Origin of the sequence: Pseudomonas izuensis (assembly GCF_009861505.1) — a bacterium.
GTDB lineage: Bacteria > Pseudomonadota > Gammaproteobacteria > Pseudomonadales > Pseudomonadaceae > Aquipseudomonas > Aquipseudomonas izuensis.
In genome coordinates this window covers 123,659-138,295 of the sequence record NZ_WTFT01000009.1, presented here as the reverse complement: position 1 = coordinate 138,295, position 14,637 = coordinate 123,659, and the positions used below count along the sequence as shown (strand labels likewise).

Sequence of the window (14,637 nt, the reverse complement as noted above, 5' to 3'; positions counted from 1 at the left end):
GTAAACCCCTCTATTTCAACCCCCCGCAAAAGTTGGAAAGCTTCTTGCAGTAGCCCCCGTGCGCCCGCTTCAGGCGTCAAAAGTTTGCTTTAAAGGCACGGGGATTACCGGTGGATCGCTCTCAGTTATTCAACAGTACACGCACGCACATGGCAGACCTCAGTCGAGGCAATCTGGGCGTGCCGCTGTTGCTGCTGGTCATGTTGGCGATGATGATGTTGCCGGTCCCGCCGTTCCTGCTGGACGTGTTTTTCACCTTCAACATCGCCTTGTCGATTGTCGTGCTGCTGGTCTGCGTCTACGCCCTGCGGCCACTGGATTTCGCGGTGTTCCCGACCATTTTGCTGGTAGCGACGCTGCTGCGGCTGGCGCTGAACGTGGCATCCACGCGGGTGGTCATGCTTCATGGTCAGGACGGACACGCTGCCGCCGGCAAGGTGATCCAGGCCTTCGGTGAGGTGGTGATCGGCGGTAACTACGTGGTCGGTATCGTGGTGTTCGCGATTCTGATGATCATCAACTTCGTCGTGGTGACCAAGGGCGCCGGGCGGATTTCCGAGGTGAGCGCGCGTTTCACCCTCGACGCGATGCCCGGCAAACAAATGGCCATCGACGCCGACCTCAACGCCGGTCTGATCGATCAAAACCAGGCCAAGGCCCGTCGTGTCGAAGTCGCCCAGGAAGCCGAGTTCTACGGTTCCATGGACGGTGCCAGCAAGTTCGTGCGCGGTGACGCCATCGCCGGCCTGCTGATTCTGTTCATCAACCTGATCGGCGGCATGGCCGTCGGTATCTTCCAGCACAACATGTCCTTCGCCGATGCCGGCAAGGTTTACGCATTGCTGACCATTGGTGACGGTTTGGTGGCGCAATTGCCATCACTGCTTTTGTCCACTGCGGCGGCGATCATGGTGACCCGTGCTTCCGGTTCGGAAGACATGGGCAAGCAGATCAATCGCCAGATGTTCGCCTCGCCCAAGGCGCTGGCCGTGGCTGCCGGCTTGATGGCGGTGATGGGCCTGGTGCCTGGCATGCCGCACGTGTCCTTCCTGAGCATGGCGGCGCTGGCGGCGGGTGGCGCGTACCTGTTCTGGAAGAAGCAGAACGCCATCAAGGTCCACGCGGCGCAAGAGGTCAAGCGTCAGCAAGAGCTGCTGCCATCGCCGGCCCGCGCGCAGGAAACCAAGGAGCTGGGCTGGGATGACGTGACCCCGATCGACATGATCGGCCTGGAAGTGGGTTATCGCCTGATTCCGCTGGTGGACCGCAACCAGGGTGGTCAATTGCTGGCGCGGATCAAGGGCGTGCGCAAGAAGCTGTCCCAGGACCTGGGCTTCCTGATGCCGACCGTGCATATACGCGACAACCTCGATCTGGCGCCGAGTGCCTATCGCCTGACCCTGATGGGGGTGATCCTCGCGGAAGCGGAGATTTACCCGGACCGCGAACTGGCGATCAACCCGGGGCAGGTCTACGGCTCTCTCAACGGCATCACCGCCAGAGACCCGGCTTTCGGGCTGGAGGCGGTATGGATCGAAATCAGCCAGCGTGCCCAGGCGCAATCGCTGGGCTATACCGTGGTCGATGCCAGCACCGTGGTGGCGACCCACTTGAACCAGATTCTGTACAAGCACTCCAGCGAGCTGATTGGTCACGAGGAAGTGCAGCAACTCATGCAATTGCTGGCGAAAAACTCGCCGAAACTGGCCGAAGAACTGGTGCCTGGCGTGCTGTCTCTGTCGCAATTGCTCAAGGTTTTGCAGGCCTTGTTGGCCGAACAGGTGCCGGTACGCGATATTCGCAGCATAGCCGAAGCCATCGCCAACAACGCTTCCAAGAGTCAAGATACTGCCGCATTGGTGGCCGCGGTACGCGTCGGCGTTTCCCGCGCCATCGTGCAAAGCATTGTAGGCACTGACTCGGAGCTGCCAGTCATCACGCTGGAGCCAAGGTTGGAACAAATATTGCTCAATAGTCTGCAGAAGGCAGGACAAGGCTCGGAAGAGGGCGTTCTGCTGGAGCCAAGCATGGCCGAGAAGCTGCAGCGCTCGTTGATCGATGCGGCTCAGCGTCAGGAGATGCAAGGTCAACCGGTGATTCTGCTGGTGGCCGGTCCGGTTCGCGCGATGCTCTCGCGATTTGGCCGGCTGGCAGTCCCGGGTTTGCATGTGTTGGCCTATCAGGAAATACCTGACAACAAGCAAGTGACCATCGTTGCGACAGTAGGGCCCAACGGCTGAGGTAGTGGTTTATGCAAGTTAAGCGTTTTTTCGCCGCCGATATGCGTCAGGCCATGAAACTGGTTCGTGATGAGCTGGGCGCCGATGCCGCCATCATTGGCAACCGCCGGATCGCCGGTGGTGTCGAGCTGACGGCTGCCCTGGATTACAAACTGTCGGCGCTGGCTCCGCGCGTTCCGAACATGGAACTCGAAGACGAGCTGCGCAAGACTCAGTCGCGGATCGTCACCGCCCAGGCCGAATTGAGCCTGCGCAGCGAGGGCGAGAGCGACAACGCTACCAATCGCCAGTTGTTCGCCGGCCTGCCGCTCACCGCCGCCGAGCCGCTGATCGAACCGACTTACGCCGAGCCCCGTCGCCCTGCGCCGGCTCCTGTTGCTGCGCCTGCGGTTGATCAGCGCGTATTCGACTCGATGCGCTTCGAACTCAACGGCCTGCGGGAACTGCTTGAAGTTCAGCTGGGCTCTTTAGCGTGGAATCAGCTGCAAGGCAGCCGCCCGGACCAGGCGAACCTCTGGCGCCGCCTGCAACGCATTGGCCTGTCCGGTCCGTTGTCGCGGGATTTGCTCGCGCTGATCACTGACATCGAAGAGCCCCGCCAGGCCTGGCGCATGTTGCTGGCACACCTGGCGCGGATGATCGCTACACCGGAAGTCGAACCGCTGGAAGAGGGCGGTGTGATTGCCATGGTCGGCCCTGCCGGCATGGGCAAGACCACCACCCTGGCCAAGCTGGCCGCCCGTTACGTGCTTAAATACGGCGCACAGAACATCGCGCTGGTGAGCATGGACAGCTATCGTATTGGTGCCCAGGAGCAACTCAAGACCCTGGGCCGGATTCTCAATGTGTCGGTGACCCACGTCGATCCGGGGCAATCGCTGGTGCAGGCACTGGATCCACTGCTGCGCAAACGCGTCGTGCTGATCGATACCGCCGGCCTGCAAGCCAGCGATCCGGCCCTGCGCATGCAGCTTGAAAGCCTGGCCGGGCGTGGCATCAAGTCAAAAAATTACCTGGTCCTGGCAACCACCAGCCAGAAACAGGTTCTAACCGCCGCTTATCACAGTTACAAGCGTTGCGGGCTCGCTGGCTGCATCCTGACTAAACTGGATGAAACGGCGAGCCTGGGCGAGGTGTTGAGCCTGGCCATCAGCCATGAATTGCCGGTGGCCTACCTGACCGACGGACCGCGGATTCCGGATGATTTGCATCTGCCGCGTCGTCATCAACTGGTCAGTCGGGCCGTTAGCGTGCAAATGCAGGAAGAGCCCAGCGAAGAAGCCATGGCTGACATGTTCGCTGATATCTACCACAGCCCGACCAAACAGGTAGGCTGAGGTGAAAATGAATAGTTTTTGTACCTACATCGATGGTCTGCCATGCATTGTTCCATTTGCGAACGCGCAGCCAGTAATGTGGCCTCCGTCTATGCAAGACAAGGTAAAGAAATAACATGGGCAGCATGCATCCCGTACAGGTGATCGCGGTGACCGGCGGCAAAGGTGGCGTCGGGAAAACTAACGTGTCAGTGAACTTGTCCCTGGCTTTGGCTGAGCTTGGCCGGCGCGTCATGCTGCTGGACGCCGACCTGGGGCTGGCGAACGTCGACGTTCTGCTGGGCCTGACACCCAAACGTACCCTGGCCGACGTGATCGAAGGCCGCTGCGAGCTGCGCGACGTGCTGTTGCAGGGGCCGGGCGGCATCCGCATCGTGCCGGCCGCGTCCGGCACCCAGAGCATGGTTCATTTGAGCCCGGCGCAGCATGCCGGCCTGATCCAGGCGTTCAGCGACATCGGCGACAACCTCGACGTGCTGGTGATCGACACCGCTGCGGGGATTGGTGACTCGGTCGTCAGCTTCGTGCGCGCGGCGCAGGAAGTATTGCTGGTGGTCTGCGACGAACCGACTTCGATCACCGACGCCTACGCGTTGATCAAATTGCTCAACCGCGATTACGGCATGAACCGCTTCCGCGTCCTGGCGAACATGGCGCAGAGCCCGCAGGAAGGTCGCAACCTGTTTGCCAAGTTGACCAAGGTCACGGACCGTTTCCTCGACGTGGCCCTGCAATACGTCGGCGCCGTGCCTTACGACGAAAGCGTGCGCAAGGCCGTGCAGAAACAACGTGCCGTCTACGAAGCCTTTCCGCGCTCCAAGTGCTCGCTGGCCTTCAAGGCAATCGCACAAAAGGTCGATACCTGGCCGCTGCCGGCCAACCCGCGTGGGCACCTGGAGTTTTTCGTCGAGCGCCTCGTGCAACAGACGGCAGGACCGGTGCTATGACAGCCAGCGGTTACAACCTCTACAAGAAGTCGGCGCGTGACGCGCAGTACGAGCTGATCGAGCGTTACGCGCCACTGGTCAAACGCATTGCCTACCACTTGCTGGCGCGCCTGCCGGCCAGCGTCCAGGTCGAAGACCTGATCCAGGCCGGGATGATCGGCCTGCTTGAAGTGTCGACCAAATACGACGCCAGCAAAGGCGCCAGTTTCGAAACGTACGCGGGCATCCGTATCCGCGGCGCCATGCTCGACGAAGTGCGCAAGGGGGACTGGGCGCCACGTTCGGTCCACCGCAATACCCGAATGGTCAGCGACGCCATTCGCTCGATTGAAGCTAAAACCGGCCGTGACGCTAAAGATCACGAAGTTGCGGCCGAACTCCAATTGAGTCTCGACGATTATTACGGGATTTTGAACGACACCCTGGGCAGCCGGTTATTCAGTTTCGACGATCTGTTGCAGGACGGCGAACACGAAGGGCTGCACGAGGATGGCGCGAGTGCTCATCTCGAACCGTCACGCGATCTGGAAGATGAACGCTTCCAGGCGGCGCTGGCGGACGCGATTGCCAATTTGCCGGAGCGTGAGCGACTGGTGTTGGCGCTGTACTACGACGAAGAGTTGAATCTCAAGGAAATCGGTGAGGTCCTGGGGGTCAGCGAATCTCGGGTCAGCCAGTTACACAGCCAGTGCGCGGCCCGTTTGCGGGGGCGTTTGGGAGAGTGGCGAGCGCGCTGAAGGCAGTGTGGGGGCACTGCGACGTGGCTGGTGGGGTGATGAACCGCGCCGGTCTCGATCCGCTGTACTCCAGACAGTCATCGAGTGCTTTGCCAGATTGATTGAAATGGCGCGTCCAGGTGCTGGGCGCGTTTTAGTCTGCTTGGAGGTCGAATTGGACAAGAACATGAAAATCCTCATCGTTGATGACTTCTCAACGATGCGGCGGATCATAAAAAACCTGTTGCGTGACCTGGGGTTCACCAACACGGTCGAGGCCGACGATGGCACTACCGCCATTCCGGTACTCAACAGCGGGAGCATCGACTTTCTGGTAACGGACTGGAACATGCCTGGCATGACCGGTATCGATCTGCTGCGCCACGTGCGTGCCGATGAAAAGCTCAAGCACCTGCCGGTGCTGATGGTGACCGCTGAAGCCAAGCGCGAGCAGATCATCGAAGCGGCCCAGGCCGGTGTAAACGGCTATGTGGTCAAACCCTTCACGGCCCAGGCGTTGAAAGAAAAAATCGAGAAGATTTTCGAACGCATCGGTTGAACTGCGCCACGGGGGAGCTATGGGGCATAACGAATCTTCGCAGGGCGATTTTGAATCGACCTTGAAAAAACACGCCGTCGAACTGGTCGCGAGCCTTGAAAAAGGCAGGTTCGGCGATGCTGTGCAATTGATCCATGAGCTCAACCAGACCCGTGACCGCGGCCTGTATCAGGAAGTGGGCAAGCTCACCCGCGAGTTGCACAGCGCGATCGTCAATTTCCAGATTGACCCGCACATGCCGCAAGCCGAGGAAGTGTCACAGATCACCGATGCCACCGAGCGTCTGGGGTATGTGGTCAAGCTGACCGAGGCCGCGGCCAACCGCACCATGGACCTGGTGGAAAACGCCACGCCGCTGGTCAGTCGCCTGAGCGAAGAAGCCCAGGCCCTGAGCACCGACTGGGGACGGTTCATGCGTCGCGAAGTCGGGGCTGAAGAGTTCCGCGAACTGGCGCGCCGGGTCGACGGCTTCCTGACACGCAGTGCCGAGGACGGCCGCGCGGTGTCGAGCAATCTCAATGACATCCTGCTTGCCCAGGATTATCAGGACCTCACAGGTCAAGTGATCAAGCGTGTGACCCAACTGGTCACCGAAGTTGAAAGCAACCTGCTCAAGCTCGTACTCATGGCCAGCCAGGTGGACCGCTTTGCGGGCATCGAACACGACCGTGATGCGATGCTTGCCGAAAAAGATCCACAAAAACATCTCTCTCAGGGTGAAGGTCCGCAGATTCATGCCGATAAAAGAGAAGACGTTGTGTCCGGTCAGGACGATGTGGACGATTTGCTATCCAGCCTGGGTTTTTAGGGTTTGGAATTTTAGGTTTTTTGGGTTTTTAAACCTGTTAGGAGCACACCATTAATGAGCTTCGGCGCCGATGAAGAGATCCTTCAGGATTTCCTGGTTGAGGCCGGCGAGATTCTAGAGCAACTGTCCGAGCAACTGGTCGAGCTGGAAAGCCGTCCGGATGATGCGGACTTGCTCAATGCAATTTTTCGCGGTTTTCACACTGTAAAAGGGGGCGCCGGCTTCCTCCAGCTCAACGAGCTGGTGGAGTGCTGCCACATCGCCGAGAACGTGTTCGACATCCTGCGCAAGGGTGAGCGTCGCGTCGATTCGGAACTGATGGACGTGGTTCTCGAAGCACTGGACGCGGTGAACAGCATGTTCAGCGAAGTCCGCGAGCGCAGCCCGATCACGGCTGCCACACCTGAATTGCTCGCGGCATTGGCCCGTCTGGCCGAGCCGCAAACGGCTGACGAGGCTGCACCTGCGCCTGTTGCCGAGGTGATTGAAGAGCCTGTCGCACAAAGCGAATCGGGTGACATCACCGACAATGAATTCGAACAACTGCTGGACTCGCTGAACGCCGTCAAGGCTCAGGCCGAGGCGCCGGCGGCTGTTCCAGCACCTGCCGCCGATGGCGTTGCCAGCGACGAAATCACCGATGCCGAGTTCGAGTCGTTGCTCGACCAGTTGCACGGAAAAGGCCAGTTCGCCGTGGATGCGGTGGTGGCCCCTTCGGCACCTGCCGCGCCGCCAGCACCGAAAGCTGCGGGCGACAGCTCCGACATTACTGACGACGAATTCGAAGCGCTGCTCGACCAATTGCATGGCAAGGGCAACTTTGCCGTGGAAGCTCTGGAATCGGCGATTGCTTCGGTGCCGACGCCTGCTGCGCCAACGGCCGCCGCAGCCGGTAGCGACCTGATTACCGATCACGAATTCGAATCGCTGCTCGACGAATTGCACGGCAAAGGCAAATTCACCGAAGTCGGCAGCGCATCGGGAGCCGTCACCGGCGCCAGCACTCCGGTGGCGGCACCTGTCGCCAAGGCAGCAGCGCCTGCACCTGCGGCCAAGGCACCCGAGCCGAAAGCCGAAGCTCCGGCGGCAGCTGCCGCTCCGGCACCCGCGCGTGCCCAGGCGGCACCGCCAGCGGAAAAGCCGGCCAGCGAAGCCGAGACCACCGTGCGGGTCGATACCGCGCGTCTCGATGAAATCATGAACATGGTCGGCGAACTGGTACTGGTGCGTAACCGTCTGGTACGCCTGGGACTCAACAGTGGCGACGAAGCCATGTCCAAGGCCGTGTCGAACCTCGACGTGGTCACGGCCGACCTGCAGACCGCGGTCATGAAGACCCGGATGCAACCGATCAAGAAAGTGTTCGGGCGCTTCCCGCGCCTGGTTCGCGACCTGGCTCGCCAGCTTAAGAAAGAAATCATTCTGGAACTGGTCGGCGAAGAAACCGACCTCGACAAGAACCTCGTCGAGGCCCTGGCCGATCCGCTGGTCCACTTGGTGCGCAACGCGGTCGACCACGGCATCGAGTCGCCGGAAGAGCGCGAAGCCTCGGGCAAGGCCCGTGGCGGCAAGGTCATCCTGGCGGCAGAGCAGGAAGGCGACCATATCCTGCTGTCGATCTCCGATGACGGTAAAGGCATGGACCCGAACGTCCTGCGTTCCATCGCGGTAAAACGCGGTGTGATGGACAAGGACGCGGCCGACCGCCTGAGCGACACCGAGTGCTACAACCTGATTTTCGCCCCGGGCTTCTCGACCAAGACCGAGATCTCCGACGTGTCGGGTCGTGGCGTGGGCATGGACGTGGTGAAAACCAAGATTTCCCAGCTCAACGGCTCGATCAACATTTTCTCCGCCAAGGGCCAGGGTTCGAAGATCGTCATCAAGGTGCCGTTGACCCTGGCGATCATGCCGACCCTGATGGTCATGCTCGGCAACCAGGCGTTCGCGTTCCCGCTGGTGAACGTCAACGAGATCTTCCACCTCGACCTGTCGACCACCAACGTGGTGGATGGCCAGGAAGTGGTGATCGTGCGGGACAAGGCGCTGCCGTTGTTCTACCTCAAGCGCTGGCTGGTCAGCTCCGCCGCTCACGAAGAGCAGCGCGAAGGCCATGTGGTGATCCTTTCGGTGGGCACCCAGCGGATCGGCTTTGTCGTCGATCAACTGGTGGGTCAGGAAGAAGTGGTCATCAAGCCATTGGGCAAAATGCTCCAGGGAACCCCGGGCATGTCGGGCGCCACCATTACGGGTGACGGTCGCATTGCGCTGATTCTCGATGTTCCGAGCATGCTCAAGCGTTACGCCACACGGCGTATTTGATTCTGGCGCAGCGGGGCGACTGATACCCCGCTGCGTCTAACGGAGTGTTTATGGCAGTCAAGGTCCTGGTGGTGGACGATTCGGGGTTTTTCCGCCGCCGCGTCTCGGAAATTCTTTCAGCGGATTCGAATATCCAGGTCGTCGGCACGGCGACCAACGGAAAAGAGGCGATCGATCAGGCGCTGGCCCTCAAGCCGGACGTGATCACCATGGACTACGAGATGCCGATGATGGACGGCATCACGGCGGTGCGGCACATCATGCAGCGCTGCCCGACCCCGGTCTTGATGTTTTCCTCGCTGACCCACGAAGGCGCCCGGGTGACCCTCGATGCGCTGGACGCCGGTGCGGTGGACTTCCTGCCGAAGAATTTCGAAGACATCTCGCGCAACCCCGAGAAGGTCAAGCAACTGCTGTGCGAGAAGATTCTCAGCATCGCGCGCAGCAACCGTCGTGTCAGCGCCTACAGTGCCCCGGCGCCTGTAGCGGCTCCTGCACCAGCACCTGCGCCTTCCAGCCTCGGCAGTTATGGCGGTAGCGCGCCTGTGCGTCCGGCGCCGATCCCGGCGCGTATTCACGCCGCCGCACCCTCGTCGCCGGCACCCAAGCGCAAAGCCTACAAACTGGTGGCCATCGGCACATCCACGGGTGGCCCGGTTGCCCTGCAGCGGGTACTGACTCAATTGCCGGCCAACTTCCCGGCACCGATCGTGCTGATCCAGCACATGCCGGCAGCCTTCACCAAGGCCTTCGCCGAGCGTCTGGACAAACTGTGTCGCATCAGCGTCAAGGAAGCCGAGGACGGCGACATCCTGCGTCCGGGCCTGGCGTTGCTGGCACCGGGTGGCAAGCAAATGATGATCGACGGTCGTGGCGCGGTGAAAATCCTGCCGGGCGACGAGCGTTTGAACTACAAACCGTGCGTGGACATCACCTTCGGTTCGGCGGCGAAAACCTACGGTGACAAAGTTCTGGCGGTGGTGTTGACCGGCATGGGCGCCGACGGCCGCGAAGGCGCGCGCCTGTTGAAACAGGGCGGCAGTTCGATCTGGGCCCAGGATGAAGCCAGCTGCGTGATCTACGGCATGCCGATGGCCATCGTCAAAGCCGAGCTCGCCGACGCGGTGTACAGCCTGGACGACATCGGCAAGCACCTGGTCGAGGCCTGTATCTGATGGATGTTCTCAGCCTTATCGGCATCATCATGGCGTTTGTCGCCATCATCGGCGGCAACTACCTTGAAGGTGGGCACCTCGGGGCGCTGGCCAACGGCCCGGCAGCCTTGATCGTACTCGGCGGGACCATCGGCGCGGCGTTGCTGCAATCGCCGATGAGCGCCTTCAAGCGGGCCATGCAGATACTGGCGTGGATTCTGTTTCCACCGCGTGTCGACCTGGCCGGCGGCATCGATCGCGTCGTCAACTGGAGCCTGACCGCACGCAAGGAAGGCTTGCTCGGGCTGGAAGGGGTGGCCGACACCGAGCCGGACAGCTACTCGCGCAAAGGCTTGCAACTGCTGGTGGACGGCGCCGAACCCGAAGCCATCCGCAGTATTCTGGAAGTGGATTTCTACACCCAGGAAAGCCGTGACGTCGAAGCGGCCAAGGTTTTCGAAAGCATGGGCGGTTATGCGCCGACCATCGGCATCATCGGTGCGGTGATGGGCCTGATCCATGTCATGGGCAACCTCGGCGATCCATCGCAACTGGGCAGCGGCATTGCCGTGGCCTTCGTCGCCACCATCTATGGCGTGGCCAGTGCCAACCTGGTGCTGCTGCCGATTGCCGCCAAACTCAAATCCGTTGCGCTGCGCCAGTCGCGTTATCGCGAAATGTTGCTCGAAGGCATCCTGTCGATCGCCGAAGGTGAAAACCCTCGCTCCATTGAGTTGAAGCTTCAGGGCTTCATGGATTAAGGGAATAACCTCATGGCACGTCGTCGCCAGCATGAAGAGCATGTAAACCATGAACGTTGGCTGGTTTCCTATGCCGACTTCATCACCTTGCTCTTCGCGTTTTTCGTGGTGATGTACTCGATCTCCTCGGTCAACGAAGGCAAGTACAAGATCATTTCCGAGGCGCTGATCGGGGTCTTCTCCGACACCGAACGCGCCCTCAAGCCGATCCCGATCGGTGACGAGCGCCCGAAGACCGTGACCCCGGCCAAGCCGCTGGTCAAGGATGCCGAGCAGGTCGACGCCGGTATCGCCGGAGCCAGCGATCCGCTGAAAAGCATTGCCGACGACATCAGCGCGGCGTTCGGCGACCTGATCAGCTCGAATCAGATGACCGTGCGTGGCAATGAGTTGTGGGTCGAGATCGAACTCAATTCCAGCCTGTTGTTCGGCAGCGGCGATGCCATGCCCAGCGACATCGCGTTCAACATCATCGATAAGGTCGCGGCCATTCTGAAGCCGTTCGACAACCCGATCCACGTCGAAGGTTTTACCGACGATCAGCCTATTCGTACCGCGCAGTACCCGACCAACTGGGAACTGTCGTCGGCCCGCTCGGCGAGCATCGTGCGCATGCTGGCGATGCAGGGGGTGAACCCCGGTCGTCTGGCGTCGGTCGGCTACGGCGAGTTCCAGCCGGTGGCCAACAACGCTACGGCCGAAGGGCGGGCGCGCAACCGTCGCGTGGTGCTGGTGGTGTCACGCAATCTTGACGTGCGCCGCAGCCTGACCGGGACCGGAACCGCCCATACCACACCGGATGCCGCTTTGAAGCGTGCTGGCACACAAACTGCACCGACCCAGGTCAAGTCGCCGGTACGAGAGAGCGCCGTCAATTCTCCGTCACCGGCATTAACACGTTGAGCAATTTCTCGGCCGATTCCTTATGGTTGGCCGGGTGGAACAATCCGAATGAGAGTCTGGGCAGTCGCCAATCAAAAGGGTGGTGTCGGTAAAACCACTTCCTCCATCGCTTTAGCCGGTTTGCTGGCCGAGGCGGGCAAGCGCGTGGTCGTGGTCGATCTGGACCCCCACGGCTCGATGACCAGCTACTTCGGCTACGACCCCGACAGCCTGGAACACAGCAACTACGACCTGTTCCTGCACAAGGGCAGCGTGCCGCAAGGCCTGCCTGGGCAATTGCTGCTGTCCACCAGCGACGAACGCATTTCCCTGCTGCCATCGAGCACCGCGCTGGCCACCCTTGAGCGCCAGTCGCCAGGCCAGAGTGGCCTGGGCCTGGTGATCGCCAAGAGCCTGGCGCAGTTGTGGCAGGACTTCGATTACGCGGTGATCGACAGCCCGCCGTTGCTCGGCGTGCTGATGGTCAATGCCCTGGCGGCAAGCCAGCAATTGGTGATCCCGGTGCAGACCGAACACCTGGCGGTCAAGGGCCTGGAACGCATGGTCAACACCCTGGCGATGATCAACCGTTCACGCAAGCAGGCCTTGCCGTTCACCATCGTGCCCACCCTGTTCGACCGGCGCACGCAGGCGTCCCTCGGCACACTGCGGGTGCTGCGCGACAAGTTTCCGGAAGAGATCTGGCAGGGCTACATTCCCGTGGACACGCGCCTGCGCGATGCCAGCCGTGCGGGGCTGACGCCTTCGCAATTCGACGGCAAGAGCCGCGGCGTACTCGCCTATCGTGCGTTGCTCAAGCATCTGCTGGCGGCACAACTCGTTCCGCAGGTGGCGTGAGATGAGCCATAGCCGTGGGGTGCGCACATGAACCGGCCATTGAAAACCACTTCCCGCCCGCAACTGGCGCTTCAGTCTTATCTGGAAAGCTTGCTGCAGGACATCACCGAGGAGTTTGCACCCTCAGTCGAAGCGCCTCCCCAGGTGGTCGAGGTCGAAGCCGCGCTGGACGAATTCCAGGCGGCAGTGCTCGAAGAACAGGCCCGGGATGCGCAGAAAGCCGTGGCCGCTCCCGCTCCAGCGGTCACGCCGGTAGCGAAGACACCCGTTGTCGTAGTCGAAGCACCGGCACCTGTCCTGGCGCCGGTATCGACCATCGCTCCGTTGCTGCAAGCGCTGGTGCCTCCACCCGCCGAGGTGGAGTCAGCACCGGAGCCAGCGGTTGTCGAAGTTCACCAAGCGCTGGTGCTTCCGGTGGTCGAGGTTCACCTGCCACCCGCCAACACGCCGCCACCGGTGGAAACCGACGGTCGTCCAGCCTGGGCAGCCGAACCGTTCGAATGCCTGTTGTTCGATGTTGCCGGATTGACGCTGGCGGTGCCGCTGGTGTGCCTGGGGTCGATTTATCCTTTGGCCGGCCATGAGCTCACGCCGCTGTTCGGCCAGCCGGAGTGGTTCCTCGGCATCCTGCCGAGCCAGGCGGGCAACCTGAAGGTTCTGGACACCGCGCGTTGGGTCATGCCCGACCGTTATCGCGATGACTTCCGCCAGGGCCTGCAATACGTCATTTCCGTTCAGGGCTACGAGTGGGGGCTGGCGGTGCATCAGGTCAGCCGCTCGTTGCGCCTGGACCCGAACGAAATCAAGTGGCGCAGCCATCGTGGTCAACGGCCATGGCTGGCCGGCACGGTGATTGAACACATGTGTGCGTTGCTCGACGTATCCGAATTGGCCGAGTTGATCGCCAGCGGTGGGGCAAAGCACATGGGCGGCAGCAAGCCCGCCCCAAAGTTGAAATGAACACTGCACAACAAACACGCGACGGCATTCAAATGCCGCAGCACAGAACACACACCGCCACGGCGGTTTTTCGAGGGGTCAGGGTATGAATGATAAGGCGACGGCGGCAAAAGGGTCCGAAGATCCGATCCTGCAATGGGTAACCTTCAAGCTGGACAACGAAACCTACGGCATCAACGTGATGCGCGTTCAGGAAGTCCTGCGCTACACCGAAATCGCCCCGGTGCCGGGTGCCCCGAGCTACGTGCTGGGCATCATCAACCTGCGCGGTAACGTGGTCACCGTGATCGACACCCGTCAGCGCTTCGGCCTGATGAATGCCGAAATCAGCGACAACACCCGTATCGTCATCATCGAAGCCGACAAACAGGTGGTCGGGATCATGGTCGACAGCGTGGCCGAAGTGGTTTACCTGCGTCAGTCGGAAATCGAAACCGCGCCGAACGTCGGTAATGAAGAGTCCGCCAAGTTCATTCAAGGCGTGTGCAACAAGAACAACGAACTGCTGATCCTGGTCGAACTGGACAAGATGATGAGCGAAGAAGAATGGTCGGAACTGGAGAGTATCTGATTGATTCTCGAGGTTGCGGTCATTGTCCTGTTCCTGTTCTGGGCAGGCACGCTGGCGATGTTTCTGGCGTACATTCGCGATCAACGCAAGATCGCCGCGCAACAGGCCCAGGGAGATGCGCTGCGTGATCAGCGCATCAAGGACCTGGCAAAACGGGTCGATGACTACCAGAACGGCAATGTGCGCATGGGTGAAGACCTGCACGAACTGCGCGCGATCGTCGCGCCGTTGCCGGACCGGCTCGCCCGCGTGGAACAACGCGACCCTACCAGCCTGTCGTTCGCCCAGGCGGCGCGACTGGTGGGCATGGGCGCCAGCGTCGACGAACTGACCCAGTCCTGCGGCTTGACCCAGGCTGAGGCGGAGTTGATGAGTAAGCTTCACAGGAACTGAATGTTGCAGTTCGGCTGAAATCGCCATCGCGAGCAGGCTCGCTCCTACAATGGATCGGGGTGGACACAGAATCTGTGATCACCGCCAATCCCCTGTGGGAGCGAGCCTGCTCGCGATGGCGGTGTATCA

Annotated in this window: 14 protein-coding genes; all 14 read left to right on the top strand. The window is 61.0% G+C overall.

What is annotated here, in order from left to right:
* Nucleotides 1–149 precede the first annotated feature (149 nt).
* The 14 genes from flhA to GPL81_RS09320 all read left to right on the top strand — a co-directional run bounded on the left by flhA (nt 150) and on the right by GPL81_RS09320 (nt 14,508).
* Nucleotides 150–2,240, top strand: a complete 2,091-nt coding sequence (flhA, locus tag GPL81_RS09385) for a flagellar biosynthesis protein FlhA (RefSeq protein ID WP_372237768.1) — start codon at nt 150–152, stop codon at nt 2,238–2,240.
* 11 nt (nt 2,241–2,251) lie between these two features.
* On the top strand, nt 2,252–3,577 hold the full coding sequence (gene flhF / locus GPL81_RS09380) for a flagellar biosynthesis GTPase FlhF (RefSeq protein WP_096509577.1): 1,326 nt from the start codon (nt 2,252–2,254) through the stop codon (nt 3,575–3,577).
* A 116-nt stretch (nt 3,578–3,693) separates the two neighbouring features.
* Entirely contained in the window at nt 3,694–4,524 is an 831-nt protein-coding gene (fleN, locus tag GPL81_RS09375) for a flagellar synthesis regulator FleN (RefSeq protein WP_008001746.1), read from the top strand.
* Nucleotides 4,521–5,261 (top strand): RNA polymerase sigma factor FliA, encoded by a 741-nt coding sequence (fliA, locus tag GPL81_RS09370; protein WP_007894214.1) that lies wholly within the window; start codon nt 4,521–4,523, stop codon nt 5,259–5,261. The genes fleN and fliA overlap by 4 nt, the downstream gene beginning before the upstream one ends.
* 166 nt (nt 5,262–5,427) lie before the next feature.
* Nucleotides 5,428–5,799 carry a chemotaxis response regulator CheY gene (locus GPL81_RS09365; RefSeq protein WP_003183998.1) on the top strand — a complete coding sequence of 124 codons (372 nt, stop codon included), beginning with the start codon at nt 5,428–5,430 and terminating at the stop codon, nt 5,797–5,799.
* A gap of 19 nt (nt 5,800–5,818) precedes the next feature.
* Nucleotides 5,819–6,607: a protein phosphatase CheZ gene (locus GPL81_RS09360; protein ID WP_096509578.1), complete on the top strand. Its 789-nt coding sequence runs from the start codon at nt 5,819–5,821 to the stop codon at nt 6,605–6,607.
* 54 nt (nt 6,608–6,661) lie between these two features.
* A complete protein-coding gene (locus GPL81_RS09355; RefSeq protein WP_160106508.1) occupies nt 6,662–8,929 on the top strand; it encodes a chemotaxis protein CheA in 2,268 nt (755 codons plus the stop codon).
* A gap of 50 nt (nt 8,930–8,979) precedes the next feature.
* On the top strand, nt 8,980–10,104 hold the full coding sequence (locus tag GPL81_RS09350) for a protein-glutamate methylesterase/protein-glutamine glutaminase (RefSeq protein WP_160106507.1): 1,125 nt from the start codon (nt 8,980–8,982) through the stop codon (nt 10,102–10,104).
* Complete coding sequence (locus GPL81_RS09345; protein ID WP_160106506.1) at nt 10,104–10,844, top strand: flagellar motor protein; 741 nt, start codon at nt 10,104–10,106, stop codon at nt 10,842–10,844. Before GPL81_RS09350 ends, GPL81_RS09345 begins: the two co-directional genes overlap by 1 nt.
* A 12-nt stretch (nt 10,845–10,856) precedes the next feature.
* Complete coding sequence (gene motD, locus GPL81_RS09340; protein WP_160106505.1) at nt 10,857–11,747, top strand: flagellar motor protein MotD; 891 nt, start codon at nt 10,857–10,859, stop codon at nt 11,745–11,747.
* A 48-nt stretch (nt 11,748–11,795) separates the two neighbouring features.
* Nucleotides 11,796–12,584 carry a ParA family protein gene (locus GPL81_RS09335; protein ID WP_096509583.1) on the top strand — a complete coding sequence of 263 codons (789 nt, stop codon included), beginning with the start codon at nt 11,796–11,798 and terminating at the stop codon, nt 12,582–12,584.
* Between the two features lie 27 nt (nt 12,585–12,611).
* Nucleotides 12,612–13,544, top strand: coding sequence for a CheW domain-containing protein (locus tag GPL81_RS09330; RefSeq protein WP_160106504.1), 933 nt, complete (start codon nt 12,612–12,614; stop codon nt 13,542–13,544).
* A gap of 85 nt (nt 13,545–13,629) precedes the next feature.
* Nucleotides 13,630–14,115 carry a chemotaxis protein CheW gene (locus GPL81_RS09325; RefSeq protein WP_007980742.1) on the top strand — a complete coding sequence of 162 codons (486 nt, stop codon included), beginning with the start codon at nt 13,630–13,632 and terminating at the stop codon, nt 14,113–14,115.
* Complete coding sequence (locus GPL81_RS09320) at nt 14,116–14,508, top strand: DUF2802 domain-containing protein (RefSeq protein WP_160106503.1); 393 nt, start codon at nt 14,116–14,118, stop codon at nt 14,506–14,508.
* Nucleotides 14,509–14,637 lie beyond the last annotated feature (129 nt).